This is a genomic window from Kitasatospora sp. HPM-01-4 (assembly GCF_051374625.1).
Taxonomy (GTDB): domain Bacteria; phylum Actinomycetota; class Actinomycetes; order Streptomycetales; family Streptomycetaceae; genus Kitasatospora.
Map to the genome: position 1 here is coordinate 604,874 of NZ_JBPQGP010000005.1, position 22,568 is coordinate 627,441.

17 protein-coding genes and 1 riboswitch are annotated in these 22,568 nt (G+C 72.2%); of the genes, 4 read left to right on the forward strand and 13 right to left on the reverse strand.

Annotation, left to right across the window (positions count from 1 at the left end):
* Positions 1 to 21 precede the first annotated feature (21 nt).
* Positions 22 to 1,347: an ABC transporter ATP-binding protein gene (locus ACSMTC_RS02635; protein ID WP_436557992.1), complete on the forward strand. Its 1,326-nt coding sequence runs from the start codon at positions 22 to 24 to the stop codon at positions 1,345 to 1,347.
* A gap of 52 nt (positions 1,348 to 1,399) precedes the next feature.
* On the opposite strand, the gene ACSMTC_RS02640 is transcribed toward ACSMTC_RS02635, so the two are convergent.
* The 3 genes from ACSMTC_RS02640 to ACSMTC_RS02650 form a co-directional block, all read right to left on the reverse strand.
* Complete coding sequence (locus tag ACSMTC_RS02640; RefSeq protein ID WP_436557993.1) at positions 1,400 to 1,774, reverse strand: VOC family protein; 375 nt, start codon at positions 1,772 to 1,774, stop codon at positions 1,400 to 1,402.
* Positions 1,775 to 1,895: 121 nt separating this feature from the next.
* Positions 1,896 to 2,084: a hypothetical protein gene (locus ACSMTC_RS02645; protein WP_436557994.1), complete on the reverse strand. Its 189-nt coding sequence runs from the start codon at positions 2,082 to 2,084 to the stop codon at positions 1,896 to 1,898.
* A gap of 39 nt (positions 2,085 to 2,123) precedes the next feature.
* Positions 2,124 to 2,357, reverse strand: a complete 234-nt coding sequence (locus ACSMTC_RS02650) for a hypothetical protein (RefSeq protein WP_436557995.1) — start codon at positions 2,355 to 2,357, stop codon at positions 2,124 to 2,126.
* Positions 2,358 to 2,653: 296 nt separating this feature from the next.
* A riboswitch (M-box (ykoK) riboswitch) is annotated at positions 2,654 to 2,829 on the reverse strand.
* A gap of 175 nt (positions 2,830 to 3,004) precedes the next feature.
* Between ACSMTC_RS02650 and ACSMTC_RS02655 the strand changes: the two genes are divergently transcribed.
* Complete coding sequence (locus ACSMTC_RS02655; protein WP_436557996.1) at positions 3,005 to 5,095, forward strand: N-acetylmuramoyl-L-alanine amidase; 2,091 nt, start codon at positions 3,005 to 3,007, stop codon at positions 5,093 to 5,095.
* An 82-nt stretch (positions 5,096 to 5,177) separates the two neighbouring features.
* Here the strand turns inward: ACSMTC_RS02655 and ACSMTC_RS02660 are convergent, their stop codons facing one another.
* Complete coding sequence (locus ACSMTC_RS02660; RefSeq protein ID WP_436557997.1) at positions 5,178 to 6,596, reverse strand: pyridoxal-phosphate dependent enzyme; 1,419 nt, start codon at positions 6,594 to 6,596, stop codon at positions 5,178 to 5,180.
* A 146-nt stretch (positions 6,597 to 6,742) separates the two neighbouring features.
* Here ACSMTC_RS02660 and ACSMTC_RS02665 point away from each other — a divergent pair, with 146 nt between their 5' ends.
* Entirely contained in the window at positions 6,743 to 7,150 is a 408-nt protein-coding gene (locus tag ACSMTC_RS02665; protein WP_436557998.1) for an MmcQ/YjbR family DNA-binding protein, read from the forward strand.
* Here the strand turns inward: ACSMTC_RS02665 and ACSMTC_RS02670 are convergent.
* The 9 genes from ACSMTC_RS02670 to ACSMTC_RS02710 all read right to left on the reverse strand — a co-directional run bounded on the left by ACSMTC_RS02670 (position 7,110) and on the right by ACSMTC_RS02710 (position 18,893).
* Complete coding sequence (locus tag ACSMTC_RS02670; RefSeq protein WP_436557999.1) at positions 7,110 to 7,883, reverse strand: succinate dehydrogenase/fumarate reductase iron-sulfur subunit; 774 nt, start codon at positions 7,881 to 7,883, stop codon at positions 7,110 to 7,112. The two genes, ACSMTC_RS02665 and ACSMTC_RS02670, sit on opposite strands and share 41 nt — an antisense overlap.
* Positions 7,880 to 9,778, reverse strand: a complete 1,899-nt coding sequence (locus ACSMTC_RS02675) for a fumarate reductase/succinate dehydrogenase flavoprotein subunit (protein WP_436558000.1) — start codon at positions 9,776 to 9,778, stop codon at positions 7,880 to 7,882. Before ACSMTC_RS02675 ends, ACSMTC_RS02670 begins: the two co-directional genes overlap by 4 nt.
* Positions 9,779 to 9,827: 49 nt before the next feature.
* Complete coding sequence (locus ACSMTC_RS02680) at positions 9,828 to 10,646, reverse strand: hypothetical protein (protein ID WP_436558001.1); 819 nt, start codon at positions 10,644 to 10,646, stop codon at positions 9,828 to 9,830.
* Positions 10,647 to 10,915: 269 nt separating this feature from the next.
* Positions 10,916 to 12,646 carry a DNA polymerase/3'-5' exonuclease PolX gene (polX, locus tag ACSMTC_RS02685; protein ID WP_436558002.1) on the reverse strand — a complete coding sequence of 577 codons (1,731 nt, stop codon included), beginning with the start codon at positions 12,644 to 12,646 and terminating at the stop codon, positions 10,916 to 10,918.
* A gap of 87 nt (positions 12,647 to 12,733) precedes the next feature.
* Positions 12,734 to 13,528, reverse strand: coding sequence for an amino acid ABC transporter permease (locus ACSMTC_RS02690; protein ID WP_436558003.1), 795 nt, complete (start codon positions 13,526 to 13,528; stop codon positions 12,734 to 12,736).
* Entirely contained in the window at positions 13,525 to 14,172 is a 648-nt protein-coding gene (locus tag ACSMTC_RS02695; protein ID WP_436558004.1) for an amino acid ABC transporter permease, read from the reverse strand. Before ACSMTC_RS02695 ends, ACSMTC_RS02690 begins: the two co-directional genes overlap by 4 nt.
* A gap of 5 nt (positions 14,173 to 14,177) precedes the next feature.
* Positions 14,178 to 15,128 (reverse strand): glutamate ABC transporter substrate-binding protein, encoded by a 951-nt coding sequence (locus ACSMTC_RS02700; protein WP_436558005.1) that lies wholly within the window; start codon positions 15,126 to 15,128, stop codon positions 14,178 to 14,180.
* 125 nt (positions 15,129 to 15,253) lie between these two features.
* A complete protein-coding gene (locus tag ACSMTC_RS02705) occupies positions 15,254 to 16,786 on the reverse strand; it encodes an ABC transporter substrate-binding protein (RefSeq protein WP_436558006.1) in 1,533 nt (510 codons plus the stop codon).
* 19 nt (positions 16,787 to 16,805) lie between these two features.
* The gene (locus ACSMTC_RS02710) at positions 16,806 to 18,893 is read right to left on the reverse strand and encodes a hypothetical protein (RefSeq protein ID WP_436558007.1); all 2,088 of its coding nucleotides are present in this window, start codon (positions 18,891 to 18,893) and stop codon (positions 16,806 to 16,808) included.
* A 716-nt stretch (positions 18,894 to 19,609) separates the two neighbouring features.
* Here ACSMTC_RS02710 and ACSMTC_RS02715 point away from each other — a divergent pair.
* Positions 19,610 to 22,297: a SpoIIE family protein phosphatase gene (locus tag ACSMTC_RS02715; RefSeq protein WP_436564578.1), complete on the forward strand. Its 2,688-nt coding sequence runs from the start codon at positions 19,610 to 19,612 to the stop codon at positions 22,295 to 22,297.
* Positions 22,298 to 22,568 lie beyond the last annotated feature (271 nt).

The following is a 22,568-nucleotide window of genomic DNA, read 5'->3' on the forward strand; positions in this document are numbered from 1 at the left end:
CTCCCCTGACCGGAGGGCCCGATGACCACCAGCACCCGCTCCACCATCGTCGCGGCCGAGGCGGTGACCAAGACCTTCACCACACCGGACGGGCGCGCGCTTCCGGTGCTGGAGGACATCAGCCTGCGGCTGTCCGAGGGCGAGATCGTCGCCCTGCTCGGCAAGTCCGGTTCCGGCAAGTCCACCCTGCTGCGCTGCCTGGCCGGGCTGATCGCCCCCTCGGCCGGCACCGTGGCCTACCGCGGTACCCCCCTGACCGCGGCCAACCCCGGCGTGGCGATGGTGTTCCAGTCCTTCGCCCTGCTGCCCTGGCTCACCGTCCAGCAGAACGTCGAACTGAGCCTGCAGGCACGGGGCGTGGCCGAGGGCGAACGGCGTGAGCGGGCCCTGAGAGCCATCGACCTGATCGGCCTGGACGGCTTCGAGGGCGCCTACCCCAAGGAGCTCTCGGGCGGCATGCGCCAGCGGGTCGGCTTCGCCCGCGCCCTGGTGGTCGAACCGGACGCGCTCTTCATGGACGAGCCGTTCTCCGCGCTGGACGTGCTGACCGCCGAGAACCTCCGCACCGAACTGGTCGGCCTCTGGGAGGGCCACGAGGCGCCGGTGAAGTCGATCCTGATCGTCACCCACAACATCGAGGAGGCCGTGCTGCTGGCCGACCGGATCCTGGTGCTGTCCTCCAACCCCGGCCGCATCCGCGCCGAGCTCACCGTCGACCTGCCCCGCCCCCGCGACCGCCGGACCCCGCAGTTCGAGGCGCTGGTCGACACCGTCTACGGCATCCTCACCGGTCGCGCCGAGGCCACCGCCGCCGCGTCCGGGCCCGCCGCCGGCCGGCCGACCGCGACCCCGATCACCGTCCCGCTGCCCGAGGCCAGCGTCGGCGGACTCGCCGGACTGCTGGAGATCCTGGTCGGCCGGGGCGGCGAGGACGGCCTGGCGGAGATCGCCGACGAGCTCAACTTCGAGGTGGACGACCTGCTGCCGCTGGTGGACGCCGCGGTACTGCTCGGCTTCGCCAGGACCGCCAACGCCCGGATCGAAATCACCGACTCCGGACGGGAGTTCACCGTCGCCGACATCCTCACCAGCAAGCAGCTGTTCGCCCGGACCGCCGCCCGCAACGCCCCTCTGGTCCGCGCCGTCGTCCAGGCCCTCACCGCCACCGACGACCGCACCATGCGCCGGGACTTCTTCCTCGACCTGCTGCGCCGGGGCTTCGACGCCGCCGACGCCCAGCGCCAGCTGGACATCGCCATCGACTGGGGCCGCTACGGCGAGCTCTACGACTACGACGCCCACGACACCCGGTTCACGCTGGAACCGGGCGCGGAGGCGGCACTCTGAGATCCACGGCGGGCCCTCGTCCGGGGAGTCGGCCCGCCCGGCGGGCCGGGCCTCACGCCGAGGGCTGGGCCTCGACGAACTCCAGCAGGTTGCCGACCGGGTCCTGGGTGTAGAAGCGGCGGGACGGAGGCAGGCTCTCGTCCCAGACCACCAGCGCACCGAGCGAGGCCAGGCGGGCGGCGAACTCGTCGATCTCGCTGACCGCCAGCCCCGGGTGGGCCTTGGTGGTGGGCCGGAAGCTCTCCTCGATCCCCAGGTAGAGCCGGACCCGGCCGCCGTCGGCCGCGAACCAGCAGCCGCGCCGGTCGGTCAGCGGCTGCGGCTTGGGGATCTCGGCCATCTGCAGCACATCGGCGTAGAAGGCGCGCAGCAGCTCCTCGCTGCCGGGCGGCGCGGCGAGCTGGACGTGGTCAAGAGCCGTGATCATGGAACGGGCTCCTCTCGGTTCGACGAATGGTCTTGGTGGGCCGGTCGGATCCGGCCGGTCCGGACCGACCGGCGACGGGGAGCGCGGCCTGCGGCGCCGCGGGCCCTGTCGCCGGTCGGTCTCAGCGGGTTCGGGTGGGCCGGACCGACGGCAGGTCCGCTCCCGCGGCACGCCGCCGGGCGGCGCCGGCCACGGCGCGCACCCCGGCCGGAACAGCGGTGAGCACGACCGCCTCGAGCAGCAGCAGGCCGAGCACGCCGATCAGCATCGTCCCCTCCGCGGTACGCGGGTGGAGCCTGGTCCTCGTCATCATCGTGATTCCCCTGTCGGTTGGCCGTGGTGGGCGGGTTCAGCCGTCCGAGTGCCGGGCGGCCTGGTCGGCGGCGACGGCGGCCTCCCAGCGGGCCCGTATCCGCTGCGGCGGGCAGGCGGGACGCTGGGCTGCGACGGCACTCAGGACGGGGTGATCGAGCGGACTCGCGGCCAGCCGCCCGGCCACCTCGGCCAGAACGGCGCGCACGCGACGGCGCGGGGAGCTGCTGGAGACGAACTCGACCTGGTGGAACGTGGCGAAGACGGACACGTCAACTCACCTTCGTGGACGGGCCGATGGGCATGCGAAGACACACCGCGGCCGGGGCTTTCGACGGTCGGCCGACGCCGTACCGCCGCGCCCTTGGCAGGCTGCACCCGGTGACGCGAACGCAGGAGAAGCGCGCAGAACGGGCGGCTACCGCATGCCAAGGAGGAACGAGGACAGACTGGGGTAAGGGCGACTGTGGCCCGGACTACTGCAATCCATGTCTCTCGCCTCCTCCCGGCCGGGGCGCGGAAACGCGCCGAATCGACACGGCCATGAGCGGACCGGCCCGATCGGCCGGTTCACCCCGACTCGTCAGAGCTTTGGCACTCCACGGCGTGATCCGGCCCGCGAGCCGGAAGCCACTTGGGATCAACCCTTAGGTCGGGAGGATCTGTCCTGATCCGGAGCGTCTCTCGACGGGTGGGATCAGTGGCCTGTGTCCGTGAAGACGCCTCACCGAACGAGGTGCCCTCTTCAAACCACAGAGAGCATAGTCCCTCCGCCAGGACGGGCCCGAACACTTTGCCAGAACTTGACCACCGGCGCCCGTGGCGACACCCGGCGCCGATGGGAACAGCCGCCCGGCCGCAACGGCCCCCGGGAGTGTCGGCGATATGACGCACCGTCAACTGCTGTAGAACCGTGGCATGTACCACACTCCGGCCACCGCCACCCGGAACTCCGGGGCCTCTCCGGCCATCCGCCGCCCTGCGGTCCTCCGCGCCGCCCGAAGCCTGCCCCGGCCCGTCGCCCTGGTCGCCGTCGCCACCGCCGTGGCCACCGTCTGCGCGACCGGCTTCACGCCGCCGGCCGGTACCGCCGTCCCGGCGGACCGGGTCCTGCAGCACCAGTTCGCCGCTGCGGCAAGGGAGTTCGGGGTGCCGCAGCCCGTCCTGCTGGCGCTGGCCTACCAGCAGACCCGTTGGGAGTCCCACCGGGGACGGCCGAGCACCACCGGCAACTACGGCGTACTCGGCCTGACCCAGGTGGACGTGGCGGCCGTGAACGCCGCCGCCGGACACCGGGAGCCCGAGGCACGGGGACGCGGCGACGACCGGCTCCCGGGGCGTCGCACCACCGGCCCGGCCGCCCGCCTCGTGGACTCCCCGGCGCTGCACACCCTGGACGCCGCCGCCGGGTTGCTCCACCGCCCGGCCGGACAGCTGAGGAGCGACCCCGCGCAGAACCTCCGCGGCGGCGCGGCCCTGCTCGCGCGGTACCAGCGGGCCCTCGGCGCCCCCCGGTCGGCCGACCCGGGTGCCTGGTACGGCGCGGTGGCCCGGTTCGGCGCGGGCGGCGCGACGGGGCAGGACGCCACGGCCGGCCGGGTACTCGCCGACCGGGTGTTCCGGACCGTTCGCACCGGCGCCTCGCGCACCACCCCCGAGGGCCAGCGGCTCACCCTGCCCGCCGACCCGGACCTGGTGGTGGCCCGGCCCCCGGACCGGCCCGTGCCGGGAGCCGGGCGGCAGGCCGCCGAGTGCCCGGAGGACCTCGGCTGCGACTTCGTCCCCGCCGCGTACGCCCTGACCGACCCCAAGGACCCGACCTCCTACGGGAACTACAACCCGGCCAACCGTCCCGAGGACGGCCAGCGGATCCGCTGGATCGTCATCCACGACACCGAGAGCGACTACGCCGGGGCGCTCGCCGCCTTCCAGGACCCGCGCGACCAGGCCACCGCGCACTACCTGGTGCGCGCCTCCGACGGGCACACCACCCAGCTGGTGCACACCCGGGACATCGCCTGGCACTCCGGCAACAAGACCGTCAACATGCACAGCGTCGGGATCGAGCACGAGGGGTTCGCGCTCCCCGAGGACCGGCCGACCTGGTACTCGGAGCAGCTGTACCGGTCCTCGGCCGAGCTGGTGCGCTACCTCGCGGCGCGGTTCGGCGTCCCGCTGGACCGCCGGCACATCATCGGCCACGACGACGTACCGGGGCCGACCCAGGCCGACGTCCCCAAGATGCACTGGGACCCGGGAACGTTCTGGGACTGGGGCCACTACCTCGAACTGCTGGGGGCGCCGATCGGGCCCGGCGCCGACGTCCCGCCGCGGGCCGGCGACACCGTCGTGATCGCCCCGGCCTTCTCCTCCAACCAGCCCCCGGTCACCGGGGTGGCGGCCCGGCCGGAGAACTTCGTCTATCTGCGCACCCGGCCGGCCGCCGACGCACCGCTGGTCAACGGCGGCACCACCAGGGCGGACGACTGGAGCGACAAGGCGGTGACCGGTACCGAGTACGTGGTCGCCGACCAGCAGGGCGACTGGACGGCGATCTGGTACGACGGCAAGAAGTGCTGGTTCGCCAATCGGAACGGACGAGCCGCCCGGACCGAGCCCGCGCCCGCCGGCCTGCCCGACCCCGCGGGTCCTCCCGCCCGGACGGTGCTGACCCCCCGCCCCGGCCTCGCCTCGATCCCGGTGTACGGCCGGGCCTATCCCGAGGCCGCCGCATACGCCCGCCACCCGGCCATCAAACCGCTGCCGGTGGTGGCGCTGGACGCGAGCGTTCCGGCGGGGCAGGCCTACCTGGCCGTCGACGGCACACCGGCGCCCGGCGACTACTTCTACGATCGGAACATCGACGGGGACGCACCCGACGACCGGACCCTGGTGGTCGGCACGGTCACCTACTACCCGATCCGCTACAACCACCGGCTGGCGTTCCTGAAGTCCTCCGACGTCGAGGTGGTCCGTCCGCAGCACCCGCGGAGCGCCTCCCGGGGCTGAGCCCGGCCGTCCCACCCGGCGCGGCGGGTCACCGCACCGGGTCGGGCCGGCAGGCACGCGCGCCCACGTCGGTCCACCGGGCTCAGGCCGGCAGGCACGCCCGCAGTTCGGCCGCACCGACCAGGGCGATGGCATGGCCGTCGTGCAGCACGACCGCCGTCTCCAGGCCGCGCTCAGTCAGCTCGGCGAGCGCCTTCTCGGCGGGCTGACCGGTGCCGAACTGGGGCAGCGGTACCGCGAGGTGCCCCGCCACCGGGTCTCCCGGCACGGCCGCTCCGCTCGCCACGGCCTCCGCCAGCCGGTCCAGCGCCACCGAGCCCGCCAACTCGGGTGCGGTGGGCCGGCGTTCGGGGCCGACCGGGCAGGGGCCGGCGGGGAGCACGGCCCGCTCGCCGCGCTCGCGCAGCTCTCGCAGTGCCGTCAGGGCGTCGGCGACGGTGGTGCGCCCGTTCAGGTAGGGCAGCGGCCGCTCCCTGGTGGCCGCCGGCACCGCGTCGCCGACCCGGACGGTGGCCGGGTCCCCGTCCAGGAAGCCCAGCCGCAGCAGCCAGTCGTCGTCGAAGTACTTGGTGAGGTACTGGCGTCCGGAGTCCGGCAGGATCGTCACCACGACGGCCTCGGGCCCAGCCTCGGCGGCGACCCTGAGGGCCGCGGCCACCGCGGTGCCGGCCGAGCCGCCGACCAACAGCCCCTGCTCACGGGCGAGTCGGCGGGACGTCAGGATCGACTCGCGGTCCTCGATCGGCAGGACCCGGTCCACCACGTCCTGGTGGTAGGACTGCGGCCAGACGTCCTCGACGGTCTCCGGGTGCCGCCAGTGCCCGGCCGCCTCGACGAAGTACGGCCGGCCGTCGCCCCCGGAGTAGACGGAGGAGGCCGGGTCCGCTCCGATCACCTGGACGGTGCCGCCGCTGACCTCCTTGAGGTAGCGGCCGGTACCGCTGATGGTGCCGCCGGTGCCGATGCACGACACCAGGTGGGTGATCCGGCCTCCGGTCTGCCGCCAGATCTCCGGCCCGGTGGTCAGGTAGTGCGCCTGCGGGTTGGCCGGGTTGTCGTACTGCCCGGCGAGCCAGCCGCCCGGCGTCTCCTCGGCGATCCGAGCCGCCGTCTTGAGCACGTGCTCGGGATCCTCGAGCGGCAGCCCGGAGGGCCGCAGGACCACCTCGGCCCCGAACGCCCGCAGCGCCGCGACCTTCTCACTGCTCGTCCGGTCCGGGAGGACGACCACCATCCGGTAGCCCCTGCTGGCCGCGACCATGGCGAGCCCCAGACCGGTGTTGCCCGAACTGGCCTCGACCACCGTGCCACCGGGTCCCAGCAGCCCGTCCTGTTCGGCCTGCTCGATCATGCGCAGACCGATCCGGTCCTTCACGCTGCCGCCGGCACTCAGGTACTCCAACTTGCCGTAGACGACGGCACTCTGGCTCCCGCCGGAGGTGCGCAGCCGCAACAGCGGTGTGTTGCCGATCAGTTCGGTCACAGACTCATGGGCTTCCATCTTCCGCACAGTAGCGAATCCCTGCGGCCGGTGGAACGGATCTCCACCGCCCGAGGTGCGCGCCGCCCTGCCCGGCGGGGCGTTCGGATACCCACCGGCCGTACCCCGAGCTGCGACGCCGCCGCCGGACGGGGCACACTGGCCGTATGACGCCCGATGATCTCAAAGCCGCCTGCCTGGAACTGAACGGAGCGGTCGAGACCTTCCCCTTCAACGCCGAGACCTCGGTCTTCAAGGTCGGTGGCAAGATGTTCGCCCTCAGCGCACTGGACTCCCTCCCGCTCTCCGTGAGCCTGAAGTGCGACCCCGATCTCGCGCTGCGCCTGCGCGGCCGGTACCCGGCGATCACCGGCGGCTGGCACCTCAACAAGCGCCACTGGAACACCGTGCGGCTGGACGGCTCGGTACCCGACCGCCTGGTCCGCGAGATGATCGAGGACTCCTACGACCTGGTGGTCGCGAGCCTTCCCCGCGCGGAGCGCCTGCGCCTGGACTGGCCCGGAGAGCGGTCCGTCAGCCCGGCTCGCCCGGGAGCCGCCCCCGACGGCGGGTGATCCTGCTGCCGAGCCAGACCAGCGGGTCGTACTTGCGGTCGGCGACCCGCTCCTTGAGGGGGATCAGGGCGTTGTCGGTGATCCTGATGGACTCCGGGCAGACGTCGGTGCAGCACTTGGTGATGTTGCAGTAGCCGAGCCCGTGCACCTCCTGGGCCGCGGTCTGGCGGTCGGCCGCGTCAAGCGGGTGCATGTCCAGCTCGGCGATCCGCATCAGGTAGCGCGGGCCGGCGAAGGAGGACTTGTTCTCCTCGTGGTCGCGCACCACATGGCAGGTGTCCTGGCACAGGAAGCACTCGATGCACTTGCGGAACTCCTGGGAGCGGTTCACGTCCTCCTGGCTCATCCGGTACTCGCCGGGCGCCAGTCCCGCCGGTGCGGCGAAGCCCGGGATCTCCCTGGCCTTGGTGTAGTTGAAGGAGACGTCGGTGACCAGGTCCCGGATCACCGGGAAGGCCCGCAGCGGGGTGATGGTGACCGATTCGCCCGGCGGCAGCGCGGACATCCGGGTCATGCAGAGCAGCCGGGGCCGCCCGTTGATCTCGGCGCTGCAGGAACCGCACTTGCCCGCCTTGCAGTTCCACCGCACGGCGAGGTCCGGTGCCTGGGTGGCCTGCAGCCGGTGCACCAGGTCCAGTACCACCTCGCCCTCGTGCGCCTCGACCTGGTACGTGGCGAAGCCGCCGCCCGCCGCGTCGCCGCGCCACACCCGGAATTCGGCCTGGTACGTCACTGCTGCGCTCCGTTCAGCTCCTGGGGGGTCAGGTACTTGGCGAGTTCCTCGCGGGTGAACAGGGCCAGCAGCTCGGCTCGCATCGTCCCGTTCTCCCGCCTGGTGACCTCCACGCCGTCCCCGGTCGCGGTGCAGACCAGGTTGACCCGGCGCCACTCGCGGTCCATGGCCGGGTAGTCCTCCCGGGTGTGCCCGCCCCGGCTCTCCTTCCGCAACAGGGCGGCCCGGGCGACGCATTCGGAGACCAGCAGCATGTTCCGCAGGTCCAGGGCGAGGTGCCAGCCGGGGTTGAACTGCCGGTGGCCCTCGACCACCAGCCGGCCGGCCCGGGCCTTGAGCCCTTCCAGCCGCTCCAGCGCCTCCCGCATCTCCGCCTCGCGCCGGATGATGCCGACCAGGTCGTTCATCGTCTGCTGGAGTTCCTGGTGCAGGGTGTACGGGTTCTCGGCCGGCCCGCCGCGCACCCGGGTGTCGTCGAAGGGCACGACCGCCTCCCGGAGCGCGAGCTCCAACTCGGCCTCGTCGACCGGCCTTCGATCGGCCTGCCCGGCGGCGTAGGAGGCCGCGTGGTGGCCGGCGTGGCGGCCGAAGACCAGCAGGTCGGAGAGTGAGTTGCCGCCGAGGCGGTTGGAGCCGTGCATCCCGCCGGCCACCTCACCGGCGGCGAAGAGCCCCGGTACCCCGGGGGCCGCCGAGGTGTCGGGATCCACCCGCACCCCGCCCATCACATAGTGGCAGGTCGGACCGACCTCCATCGCCTCGCGGGTGATGTCGACGTCCGCCAGCTCCTTGAACTGGTGGTACATCGAGGGCAGTCGGCGGACGATCTCCTCGGCGGGCAGCCGGGTGGAGACGTCCAGGTAGACCCCGCCGTGCGGGCTCCCGCGGCCGGCCTTGACCTCGGAGTTGATCGCCCGTGCGACCTCGTCCCGGGGCAGCAGCTCGGGCGGGCGCCGGTTGTTCTCCGGGTCGGCGTACCAGCGGTCGCCCTCCTCCTCGGTCTCGGCGTACTGGCCCTTGAAGACCTCGGGGATGTAGTCGAACATGAACCGCCGGCCGTCGCTGTCGCGCAGCACCCCGCCGTCCCCGCGCACCGACTCGGTGACCAGGATGCCCTTGACCGAGGGCGGCCAGACCATGCCGGTGGGGTGGAACTGGACGAACTCCATGTCCTGCAGGCTCGCCCCGGCGAGCAGCGCGAGCGCGTGCCCGTCACCGGTGTACTCCCAGGAGTTGGAGGTCACCTTGAAGGACTTCCCGATCCCGCCGGTGGCCAGCACCACCGCCGGGGACTCGATCACGAAGAACCGACCGCTCTCCCGGTCGTAGCCGAACACGCCGGCGACCCGGCCGTCCGCCTTCAGCACACGGGTGACCGTGCACTCCTGGAAGACCTTCAGGCCCTCCTCGAAGTCACCGCCGACCTTCCGGTCGTCCTGCTGGAGCGAGACCACCTTCTGCTGCAGCGTACGGATCAGTTCCAGGCCGGTGCGGTCGCCGACGTGCGCCAGCCTCGGGTACTGGTGGCCGCCGAAGTTGCGCTGCGAGATCCGGCCGTCCTTCGTCCGGTCGAACAGCGCCCCCCAGGTCTCCAACTCCCAGACCCGGTCCGGGGCTTCCCTGGCGTGCAGTTCGGCCATCCGCCAGTTGTTGAGGAACTTCCCGCCGCGCATGGTGTCGCGGAAGTGCACCTGCCAGTCGTCGTTGCTGTTGACGTTGGCCATCGCCGCCGCGATGCCGCCCTCGGCCATCACGGTGTGCGCCTTGCCGAACAGCGACTTGCAGACCACCGCCACCCGCATGCCCTGCTCGCGCGCCTCGATCGCCGCCCGCAGCCCCGCCCCGCCGGCACCCACCACGACCACGTCGTACGAGTGCCGCTCGATCTCGGCCATGCATACGTCCTTTCAGTAGCTGTGCCCGGCTTTCGGTGGCTGTGCCCGGCTAGAAGAAGCGCGGGTCGGCGAAGGCGCCCGAGGCCACCAGGTACACGTACAGGTCGGCGAGCGCGACCGAGGCCAGTGAGCACCAGGCCAGCAGCATGTGCCGGGCGTTCAGCCGACTGACGAGGTGCCACATCCGGTACCGCACCGGGTGTTTGGAGAAGTGCTTCAGCCGGCCGCCGACGATGTGCCGGCAGGAGTGGCAGGAGAGCGTGTACACCCAGATCAGCGCGATGTTGGCGAGCAGTACGAAGCTGCCGAGCCCCGCGTGCCCCCACTCCCCCGCCGCGTTGCGGAAGCCGAGCGCCGCGTCGTAGGTCAGGATCGCGGCGAAGGGGACGGCGACGTAGAAGAAGTACCGGTGCAGGTTCTGCAGGATCAGCGGGAAGCGGCTCTCCCCGGTGTAGCGGGTGTGCGGTTCGGCGACGGCGCAGGCCGGGGGCGCCAGCCAGAACGCCCGGTAGTAGGCCTTGCGGTAGTAGTAGCAGGTGACCCGGAAGCCGAGCGGGAAGATGAGCACGATCAGCGCGGGTGACAGCCGCCACCAGTCGCCGAACAGTGCCCAGTCCGCCCCGCCGCGGATGTCCACGCAGTTGGCCGCCAGGCACGGGGAGTAGAACGGGGACACGTACGGGGCCGCGTAGTAGTGCGTGCCGTCGAACGCGCGCCAGGTCGAGTAGCCGATGAAGGCCAACAGCCCGGCCACGGTGGCCAGCTGCGGCAGCCACCAGCGGTCGGTGCGCAGCCGGCCCTGCGCGATGGCGGCGCGGCCCGGGCCTCGGACACCGGTTCCGGTGGGGCGTTCCGTTCCGGTGCTCATGCGCCCTCCCCGCTTCGCGCGTCGGCCGCTCCGCGCAATGCGCACCCTTGGACGACTCGCCCGCTCATGCCCGCACCTCGCTTCGCTCGGCGCGTGCGTCGCACCACGCGCACCTCCTGATGGTCCGCCCCCGGCCTTGGGCCGGGCGGACCCTCCTGCTGAGCTCGCTCACGACTGGACCTCCTCGGAGCCGCACACCGTAGAAGAGTCCCGGAACGTGGCACAGATCACAATATGGCGCGCCCTAGCAAAGCGGGCTTGTGATCACCTCAGCCCTGGTCCGTGCGGGCGCGCAGGAAGCGCCGCAGCCTGGTGAGCGGCCAGGCGTTGACGACCTCGTCCTTGGTCAGCCAGCCGCGCTGGGCCGTGCCGATGCCGTACCGGAGGTTGGCCAGGTGCACCGTCGAGTGCGCGTCGGTGCTGATGGCGAAGCGGACGCCGTGGCGGCGGGCCGCGAGGATCTGCTCGTCGCTCAGGTCGAGGCGCTCGGGTGAGGCGTTGACCTCCAGCGCGGTGCCGGTGCGCGCGCAGGCCGCGTACACCGCGTCCAGGTCCACGTCGATGGCCGGCCGCCGGCCGAGCAGCCGGGTGGTCGGGTGGCCGATGATGTGCACGTACGGGTTCTCGCAGGCCCGGATCAGCCGACGGGTCTGCTCGGCGCGGCCGGCCTTGAAGTGCGAGTGGATCGAGGCCACGCACAGGTCGAATCCGGCCAGGAACTCGGGCGGCCAGTCGACACCGCCGTCCGCGTCGATGTTGAGCTCGGTTCCGTGCAGCAGCTTCAACTTGCCGAATTTTCCGTCGAGTTGGCGTAGTTGCTCACGCTGGGCGAGCATCTTCTCGTCGGTCATCCGCTGCATGTACAGGTTCGGGGCGTGGTCGGTGACGGCGTAGTAGGAGTAGCCGCGTCCGGCCGCGGCCGCCAGCATCTCCTCCAGCGGTGCCAGGCCGTCGGTCAGGTCGGTGTGGGTGTGCAGGTCGCCGCGGATGTCACGCTCGGTCACCACCTGGGGCAGCTCGCCGTTCAGCCCGGCGTCGAGCTCGCCCCGGTCCTCGCGCAGGGTGGGCGGGATCCAGGGCAGGCCGAGCGCCCGGTAGACCTCCTCCTCGGTCCGCGAGACCAGCTTCTTTCCGCTCTCCACCTCGAACAGGCCGTACTCGGAGAGCTTGAGTCCGGCCTTGACGGCCCGGGCGCGCAGCCGGATGTTGTGCGCCTTGGAGCCGGTGAAGTAGACCAGTGCCGCGCCCCAGTCCTCGGGCGGGACCACCCGGAGGTCCACCTGCATGCCCTGGGTGGTGCGGATCGAGGTCTTGGTGGTGCCGTGGGCGATGACCTCCGCGGTGTACGGCAGTTCGGTGATGGCCGTCATCAGCGCGGTGGAGTCCTTGGCGGCGGCGAGGATGTCGACGTCCCCGATGGTCTCCCGCATCCGGCGCAGCGACCCGGCGTAGTCGCAGCGCACACAGCCGCGCACCTTCGAGAGCTCGGCCACCAGCCCCTCGGCCAGTTCCAGTGCGGCGTTCAGCAGGGTGCGGCCGCCGCTCTGCCGCAGCTGCTCGATGCCGTGCAGGATGTTCTCCGCCGTGCGCGCCCCGAGTCCGGGGAGGTCGTTCAGCCGCTCGTCCCTGGCCGCCTCCAGCAGTTCCGCGACGGTCGAGATGCCGAGCTGCCGGTGGATCAGTGCGGCCTTCTTCGGGCCGACGGTGGGGATGGCCATGATCTCGCGCACTCCGGCCGGGACCTTGGCGCGGAGCTCCTCCAGGGCGCCGATGTGCCCGGCGGTCAGGTACTCGGTGATCTTCTCGGCGGTGGACTTGCCGACGCCGGGGATCTCCAGCAGGGCCTTGGCGTCCAGACGGGCCAGGTCCTCGTGGTAGCCGCCGACCGCCCGGGCGGCCTTCTCGTAGGCACGCGCCCGGTAGGCGTCCCCGCCGGTCAGCAGGATGAGGTCGGAGTACTCCTGCAGCAGGGCCTCGACCTCGTCGTTCAGCCGGGCCATACGGCCAGTCTAGGCGGGTGCGGGCCGCACTCCGCATCCGGAAGGCGCCTTCCGGTGTCCGGGAGGGGGCTCCCGGGGCCCGCGCGGTCAGGCCCGGCGGCGGCGTTCCAGCCGGTTCGCGATCCCGGACAGCGCGGTGTTGATCACCACGTAGCAGGCCGCCGCGACCAGGAAGCTGGGCAGCACGCTGTGGTAGTACTCGCCGAGCACCTGGGCCTTGTGCAGCAGCTCCAGATAGCTGACCACATAGCCCAGGGTGGAGTCCTTCAGCAGCCGCACCAGCTGGCTCACCAGCGTCGGTACCAGCCTGCGCACCGCCTGGGGGATCACCACCCAGGCCATCGCCTGCCAGTACGTCATGCCGAGGCTGTACGCCGCCTCCGACTGGCCCCGGTCCAGGGCCAGCACCCCGGCCCGGAAGATCTCCGCCAGCACCGCGGCGTTGCCCAGCACGATCGGGATCACCAGCTGCCAGAACACCGGGAAGGTCAGCCCGGCCCTCGGCAGCGCGAACAGGAAGACGTAGAGCAGCAGCAGGAGCGGGACGGCGCGGAAGAGCTCCGTGTAGCCGCGGGCCAGTGCGCGCAGCGGGCGGTTCAGACTGAGCCTGAGCAGCGCGATCAGCCCGCCCAGCGGGACGGCGATCGCGGCGGCGACCGCCGTGACCAGCAGGGTCTGGCCGATCCCGCCGAGCAGGAAGTTGATGATCGGCCATGAGGTGAACATCCGCCACTGGTCGGCGGCGAGCTGCCCGTGGTCGGCGAACTGGCGGATCGCCAGGTAGAGCAGCCCCGCGAGGGCCACCAGCGAGAGGGCGGTCGCGATCCGGATCCGCCGCCGGGCCCGGGGGCCCGGAGCGTCGAAGAGCAGGTCCTCGTTCACCGCCTGATCGCCACCTTCCGTTCGATCCGCCCGGCGATCAGGCCGGAGCTCAGGGTGATCACCACGTACACGGCCGTGGTCGCGGCGAAGCTGGTCAGCGGGTTGTCGTACTTGAGGGTCACGAACTGGGCCTGCCCGGTCAGTTCGGGGACCCCGACGGCGGCGCCCAGCGAGGTGCCCAGCGCCAGGCCGATGAACACGTTGCCGAGCGGTTGCACCATCGAGCGCATGGCCTGCGGCACGACGACGTACTGCAGGGTCTCGAAGAAGGTCAGCCCGAGCGCCCTGGCCGCCTCGACCTGGCCGACCGGCACGGTCCGGATGCCGGAGCGCACCACCTCGCACACGAACGCGGCCCAGTAGAGGGCCATGGTCAGGGTGACGGTGGTGAGCAGCGGGTACAGCAGGCCGATCTCGGGCAGCCCGAACACGAACAGCACCAGCAGGACCAGCAGCGGGATGTTGCGGAACGCCGTGACGTACCCCGCGCCGGCGAGCCGCAGCGGCGGCACCGGGCTGATCCGGAACACCGCCAGGACCACGCCCAGTACCAGCGCTCCGGCGAAGGCCAGCCCGGTCATCTCCAGGGTGAGCAGCAGACCGTGGCCGAGCTGGCCCGCGACGGCACCGGTTTCGGCGGACACGCCGCTCAGCTCCCGTCCGCCGAGCCGATGGCGGGCGGGGTCGGTGCGTCGCCGGACAGCTCGGTGCCGATCGTCGCCTTCCACAGCTTGGCCCAGGTGCCGTCGGACTCGATGAGCTTCAGCCAGTCGTTGACGAAGGTCTTCATCTCGGGGGCGGCCAGCGGTACGCCGATGCCGTAGGGCTCGGTGGTGAACGGCTGGCCGACCACCTTGACGTTCTTGTCCCGGGCCGCGTCGCCGAGCAGCAGCGCCTGGTCGAGCACGTAGGCGTCGGCGCGGCCCTGCTCGACGGCCTGCTGGCACTCGGCGTTGGTCTGGAAGAGGACCACCTTGGCGCTCGGCGCGAACTGCTTGATGTCGTTGGCGGCGGTCGAGTTGGACTCGGTGCAGACCGACTTGCCGTTCAGGTCGGTCACCTTGGTGATCGTGTTGTCCGAGGCCTTGACCAGGATGGCGTCGCCCGAGGAGTAGTAGGGGCCGGCGAAGGCGACCTTCTTCGCCCGGGCCGGGGTAATGGTGTACGTGGCCAGGACCGCGTCGACCGTGCCGTTCTGCAGCAGTGCCTCGCGGGTGGTGACGTCCACCTGGACCCGGTTCACGTGCGGCTGGCCGATGATGTACTTGGCCAGCATGTCGGTCAGTCCGGCGTCGAAGCCGGTGACCTTGCCGGTGACGGGGTCCTTGAGCGAGAACAGCGCCGCCGCGTCGGTGCCGCCGACGTTCAGCGTGCCACGGCTCTTGATCTTGGCCATCAGGCTCCCGGCGGGGATCGCCGAGTCCGGTGCCACCGGGGCGCCGTCCACCACCTGCTGGTAGGTCTCACCGGAGCCGGAGGAACCGGCCGCGGGCGGCAGCTTGTCCGAGGACCCGCCGCACCCGGTCAGGCCGGTGGCCACGGCCGCCGCCAGCAGCGCGGCCGGCAGGGCACGACGGCGCTTGGTCTCAACTGTGGTCATTCGAGGGTCTCCTTGCGCACGAGAGCTGGACCGGGTCGCCAACCTACCCGCAACTCCGGCGGATCAAAGGACATCTGATGGACTGTTATGAACTTGCCCCCGGCCCGGGGCGACCTGCCCCGGGGCTAGGGTCGGCCGTCCGGCGGGTTCCCGGTGCGGGAGGAGACCGCGACGGTGCGCACCTGCCCGTCCGGGCTCAGCTCGACGATCGGGATCGCCTTGTCCATCGGATTGCCGTGGGAGTCCAGCGATATCAGGCCGCTGGCCCCGGAGACCGCCTTCGCGCCGTACAGCAGGGTCAGCATCTGCACCACGTCCTGGCCGGTGACCTGGTCACTCCCGCCGGTGGCCGCGGCCCTGATGGCGGCCACCGCGGTCAGCACCGAGTCGTGGGCCATGATGGCCTGGCCGTCGGCCAGCGACTCGTGCGGGAAGGCCCGTGGGAACTCGCCGCCGCTCACGAACGGCGCGATCGCGGTCGGCGAGTAGGACTGCGGCCGCAGCTGCCAGGCGTCCGGGTGCGCGAGTCCGGTGTAGAGCAGTTTGATGTTGCCCAGCCGCAGCGCGCTCTTCACCTCGCCGACGCCCGCGGACTGTTCGACCTGCGAGGCGTCGTCCCCGGAGATGACGGTCAACTCCTTGTCGATGCACTGCCGTTGGGAGAGCGGGGCGAGGAACCGGGGCAGGTCGACGCCCCGGCCGGCGAAGTAGACCACGTCGGGGGCGGAGAGGCACACATTGGCCATCTGCTGGGTGAAGTAGGTCGAGACGTCCGACTTGGAGGAGTCGTACTCCATCGGCTGCGCGATCAGCTGCCCCGCCGGGTAGCTCTTGCGGAACTGGTCCGCCAGGGTGCGGCTGTACAGGTCGTCGGCCTTGCGGTCCTGGACCAGCAGCACCTTGGCGTTCGGGTGGTCCTGCGTCAGGTACTTCGCGGCGGCGGCCGCCTCGTCCGAGTTGGGCGGTGCCACCCGTACGAGGCCGGGGATGTCGGCGAGGTCGTCGGCGGTGATCACCGATCCGAAGGTGGCGATGTCCTCGTGGGTGAGGCGCAGGATGGCGGCCCTGGTCGACTCCGTACTGGTGCCCAGTCCCGCGACCGCGACGATGTGGTCCGCGGCGCGGTGGGACTCGATCTGCCCGAGGGTGTAGTCCTGCTGGTCGTCGGTGCCCCCGCGGTGCGCCAGCAGCAGCCGGATCTGCGGCGAGTCCCCGTAGGAGTGGCTGTGGTTGGCCATCCACTGGGCCGTGTAGGCGCCCTCGATCTCGTGCCGGATCGAGTCGGCGGTGGAGGAGCCGCCCCGGCCGGCGGCCATCGGCAGCAGGTAGACCACCCCGACCCAGGGCGCTCCGCCCGGTTTCGCCGCGGCGTCGAGGACGCTTCTGTTCTCGTCGCGGATCAGCGCGGAGACCTGCGCCAGATCGGGAGTGAAGGAGTAGCTCCCGTCGGTCAGCCCGACGCACGACCGGTCCGCGCCGATCCTGGCCACCCCGTCGGCGCAGCGGGTGCTCGCCGGACGCAGGACGAGGTGGAGGCCTCCGCCGGCCAGGGCGAGTACGGCCACCAGCGCGGTGATCCCGAGCCACCCCCGCCACCAGGGGCGCGGCGGGTCCCAGGGCTCCGGGTCGGATGTCTCGGGCGAGGAGAGCGGCGTCATCGCGGTCGGCCTCCCGGGCTCACGGTGTGTGTGCTTCGTAGCGGGCGGCCTCGGAGCGCAGCACGGCGCTGTTCGCGTCGTCGGTGTGCCAGGCCAGGTCCCGGAACGATGCACTGATGGTGAAGTTGAGCTCCGGCCGCGCGTTGGGCAGCCGGTTGCGCGGATCGACGGCCAGCCACAGCGAGGTGACCAGCAGGGCCAGGGCCCGGTGGTGCCGGAAGGCGTCCGGGGCGAGTTCGCGGGCCAGCAGGTCCGCCCGGTGGGTGGCGGAGTCCGAGAGGTCCACCGGCTCGCGCATCGGCGCCGCGGTGATCGCGTACAGCTCGTACAGCCAGGCCTCGGTCGGCAGGGTGTGCAGTCCCGCCTCCAGGCGGGCGACGACCTCCTCGACCCGGCCGAGGGAGAGCCGGTGGTAGTAGGCGTTCGGCAGGTGCCCCTTGCGTTCGGCGTGCCAGGCGTGCAGGCGCTGGTGCGCGGTGTCCCAGTCCGGATAGGGGCCGCCGGGTGGGCGGGCGGCCAGCTCGCGGAGCAGCAGCAGCCACAGCCAGGGCTGCAGGACGAGCGAGTCGGGCAACAGGTCCGGATGGCTGGTGGGTCCGGTGGTGGGCAGGTAGTGGGAGCCCCGGCCGCCACGGGTGCCCGCGTCCTCGGTCAGCGGGGCGACCAGCCACAGGCGCTGGGCGGTCTCCTCCAGCAGCGTCTCCCGGATCCGCGGGGAGAAGTCCGCCAGCAGCGGGGAGTTGACGGCCGACTCCATGTCCCGGGAGGCGGCACAGGTGACCAGCCCGGCCAGCTGGTCGCTCTCCATGTCCTGGAGCAGGTAGCGCAGCGCCTCCTGCCGCAGCGTCGCGCGCCCGCTCCGGGGGTCCGCGTCGGTGACGCCGCCGGCCGGCGGGCCGGAGTCGAGGATGCCGCGCAGCCGGACGTCGGCGTCCGGGCGGTCGATCATCCGGGCCGCGGCCTGCTGCATCCGTATCACGCTCCACGGATGCCCGTAGGTCAGCCGGTGTACCAGCGGTGTCGCCTCCGGCAGCCTCGGCGCGATCGCCTCGGCCAGCCTGGACACCTGACCTGCCGTCAGGTCGGGTAACTGGACGGCGTACCACCAGGCGGAGTCCGCCGGGGACTGCGGGGTACCGGCCCGCCAGTCGTCGTACGAGGTCTGGTGCGGGTCGCGGATGCGCAGGCCGGCGGGCCCGGGGTCGAACGGCCCCGGCACCGCCCGCGCGCTCGACGCGCTGGCCACTGTCAGCAGCGGGTCGCAGCCGCCGCCCTCCCTGCGGGCCAGGGACTCCCGCACCTCCAGCAGCAGGGACAGGAAGCGGCTGCCGCCGCCCTGGTCGATGTTGTCCAGCACCACCAGGCAGTTGCGGTCCCGGCCCGAGCCCAGGCGCCGGTGGTAGGCGGCCCGCAGATCGGCGAGGAAGGCCTCGCACAGCAGCCGGTCCACCCGGTCCTGGTCGGCCGGATCCTCGCTCCGGCTGCGCTCGTTGAGGGCGACCAGGGCGTCCAGCGGAGCCTGTGCGCCGTCGCCGCCGTACCACTCCAGGCCGGAGCGCGAGACGGCGTTCAGCAGTCGCGGGCCGAGGCCGCGGAACAGGAGCGCGGCCATCAGCCCGGCACCCGGTACCGGAATGATGCCCAGGTCGTTGAGCAGCCCCACGCCCTCGGACAGCGCGTCCGGGATCAGCCCGGCGCTGCGCTGCCTCGCCTCGCGCATCCGCTTGTCGAGCTGCCGCCTGGCGCGGTCGGGGCTGTTGACGTCCAGGAGCAGGTCCGGATCGACGGCGACCAGGCCGTGGATCAGTCGTGGGAAGTGCAGCCCGCGGGAGGTCAGTGAGAGCCGGAAGGCGAGCCGTGCCACGACCTCGTGGGGGCGCAGTGTCCCGGTGGCGAAGTCGTGCCCGGCCTGCGGTGCGGTGGCGGCGCGGCGCGACAGGTAGCGCAGCACCGTGGTCTTGCCGCTGCCGTGCCGTCCCAGCAGCACGATGACCGGCAGGTTCCGGTCCGGGCGGCGACCGGGCGGGCCGCTCTCGCGCACCCAGCAGTCGCGGACCAGGTCCTCGATGGCCTGGACGCCCAGCGGGCGCAGCGGTCTGTCGGGCACGCTCCTGTCCCCCGTTCAGCCTTGCCGGCGTGATCACGGCGCATGGTCGCGGGCACTCATGGTGCCACGAAGTGTTCGGCTGTGTATTCGAGTTGTGCAGGATTTGCGGACTGTGAGAATTCCGGTTCGATGACGGTGCCGCCTTGTGGTCCGTACCGCCACCGGGGTCCGCCGCCGGACGGTTACCGCTCGGTCGGCCCTCCCCCCGGGTCGCCGTCCGCCGGGTCGCCGACTGCCGGGTCGGCCCGTCCACCGGGTCGGGCGCCGGAAGCGGCCGTACCGCCGGGGCCGCACCCGCCCGCCGGGCACCACGCCGTCCCGCAGAGCGCCACGCCGTCCCGCGCCGGCCGCCGGACTCCGACGGACCGCCCGCGGGCAGGGACAGACCGCGCAGAGGGCCCGGGTACGCTCTGACGGCCCAATCCGCGGCGGGGTTCGCGGCCCTCGCGATCGGCCCGTCCCGTGACCGCTCCATCCCCCGACGGATGCTTCATCAGGGCCCTCCGCTTCGAACGGGCCCCACCTCGAACAGGTCTGACCGACGCACCCGCAGGCGTGGCGCCTCCGCACTCAGGACGTAATCGGGCTAAAACAGGCATATGGCCCGAGTCCTGGGCCGCTGCTTTCGACTGCCCCCGGCGCCGACCGGGTGGCCGCCGCGGCGGTGACAGCCGTGCCCAGTTCGGAGGGAGCCGTCAGTGAGGCGTCTGCGGTCGATGGTGAACATCCGCAGCGTCGCCGGGCAGATGTTCCTGCTGCAGGTGCTGATCGTCCTGCTGCTCGTGGTCTCCGCGGTGACCACGCTGCTGCTCAAGGCGCGCAGCGACAGATTCCAGTCCGCACGCAGCCGTTCACTCGCCGTGGCCGCGACCTTCGCCCAGGGCCCCGGGCTGGCGGCCATCCTGAAGGGGCCTGACCCCTCCGCGGTGCTCCAGCCCGCCGCCGAAGCCGCACGGAAGCACGCCGGGGTCGACTTCATCGTCGTGACGAACCCGAAGGGCATCCGCTACACGGCTCCCCGGCCGGCGGACATCGGGAAGAAGTTCATCGGCAACATCGCCCCTGCGCTGGCGGGCGGCACCACCGTGGAGAGCGTCGGCGGCCCGACCGGCGAGGACGTGCAGGCGGTCGTCCCGGTGACGGACGCGAGCGGGGCGGTGGTCGGCGTGGTGTCGTCCGGACTCCAGGTCAGCGCGGTGAGCAGTGCGATCAACCGCCAGCTGCCGCTCGTCCTAGGCGCCGGTGCGGCCGCGCTCGCGCTGGCGACCGGCGGTACGGCGCTGGTGACCGGCCGGCTGCGGCGGCAGACCCACGGCCTCGGTCCCGCCGAGATGACCCGGATGTACGAGCACCACGACGCGGTGCTGCACGCGGTGCGCGAGGGCGTGGTCATCGTCGGCGGCGACTGCCGGGTCCTGCTCGTCAACGACGAGGCGCGCCGTCTGCTCGACCTGCCCCCGGAGGTGGAGGGCCGCCTGGTCGACGAGCTCGGCCTGGACTCCCGGATGGCCGATCTGCTGAGCTCCCACCGGGTCGCCACCGACGAGGTGGTGCCGATCGGGGACCGGCTGCTGGCGGTGAACAACCGGCCCACCGACCACGCCGGCGGCCCGCCCGGCAGCGTAGCAACCCTGCGGGACTCCACCGAGCTGCGGGCCCTCGCGGGGAAGGCCGAGGTGGCCCAGGGCCGGCTGCGGCTGCTGTACGAGGCGAGCGTCGCCATCGGCACCACGCTTGACGTCCGGCGCACCGCCGAGGAGCTCACCCAGGTCGCGGTCGGCCGGTTCGCCGACCACGTCACGGTCGATCTCGCCGACTCCGTCCTACGGGGTGAGGAGCCGCCGGCCGGGGCGTACGACGAGGCACCCGAGCTGCGCCGGGTGGCGGTCAGCAGCGTCCGGGACGACCACCCGCTGTACCTGGAGGGCGGGGTGCACCGCTATCCCCCGGCCACCCCGATGGCGGTCGGCTTCGTCACCGGCCGCCCGGTGCTGGTGCCCGACCTGCGCGCCACCGTCGATCCGCGCTCCCCGGGCGGCGACCGCTTCCAGGTGATGCTGGACTACGGCCTCCGGTCGCTCATCACCGTCCCGCTGCACGCCCGGGGCGTGCTGATGGGGGTGGCCAACTTCTGGCGCGGCCAGGAGAGCCAGCCCTTCGACGAGGACGACCTGTCGCTCGCCGAGGAGCTGGCGGCCCGCGCCGCGGTCTGCATCGACAACGCCCGCCGCTTCACCCGCGAGCACGCCATGGCCGTGACGCTGCAGCACAGCCTGCTGCCGCGCGGCCTGCCCGAGCAGAACGCCCTCGACCTCGCCTACCGCTACCTGCCCGCCCAGGCCGGTGTGGGCGGGGACTGGTTCGACGTCATCCCGCTGCCCGGCACCCGGATCGCCCTGGTCGTCGGCGACGTGGTCGGACACGGCCTGCACGCCGCCGCCACCATGGGCCGGCTGCGCACCGCCGTGCAGAACTTCTCCACGCTCGACCTCCCGCCGGACGAACTCCTCGGCCACCTCGACGAGCTCGTCACCCGGATCGACCAGGAGACCGCCGCGACCGAGGGCGAGCCCTCGATCACTGGCGCCACCTGCGTCTACGCCATCTACGACCCCACCACCGGCCGGTGCAGCCTCGCCCGGGCCGGCCACCCGCTGCCCGCCCTGGTCCACCCCGACGGCAGTACGGAGTTCCCCGAACTCCCCGCGGGACCACCGCTGGGCCTGGGCAGTCTGCCCTTCGAGGCCATCGAGTTGCAGCTGCCCGAGGGCAGCGGCCTGGTGCTCTACACCGACGGCCTGGTCGAGGACCGCACCCGCGACATCGGCACCGGTCTCGACATCCTCACCGCCACGCTCTCCCACCCCGGCCGGACGCCCCAGGAGACCTGCGACGCGGTCCTCGACGCGCTGCTGCCCGCCCGCCAGACCGACGACATCGCCCTGCTCGTCGCCCGCACCCGCCTGCTGCCGCCCGACCGGATCGCCGAGTGGGACGTGCCCTCCGACCCCTCCGCGGTGGCCGGGATCCGCGCCGAGGTCACCCGGCAGCTGACCCGCTGGGACCTGGACGAGGCCGCGTTCATCACGGAACTCGTCCTCAGCGAGCTGATCACCAACGCGATCCGCTACGGCACTCCGCCGATCAAGGTCCGGATGCTGTACGACCTGACCCTGATCTGCGAGGTCTCCGACACCAGCAGCACCGCGCCCCACCTGCGCTACGCGGCCGCCGAGGACGAGGGCGGCCGCGGCCTGTTCCTCATCGCCCAGCTGGCCGAACGCTGGGGCACCCGCTACACCCGCGACGGCAAGATCATCTGGGCCGAGCAGCTCCTACCCGGCGCCGGTGCCACCACCAGTGAGGCCGACCTGCTCGATGCCTTCGGAGACGACTGGTCCTGATCGGGCCGGAGTCGGCACATTCATACGAGCCGTCCGACTCACTCCCCCACCGCGCATGCCGGACGGTCAAGGCCGCCGATCGGGGCCGGTTTCTCTGCACCGCCATTTGTACCCCGCGCCACACGGCTATTTGTGGTCTGCGCCACAGCATTGTTCGTGACCCGGGTCACTCGCTTTCCGGTGGCCTGGGTCACCTTTTGTCTGGGAGCTTTCGGGTTCCACGAGTGCCCAAAACGGATGAAATGCGGCGAATAGGTTTAGATCGCCCGTG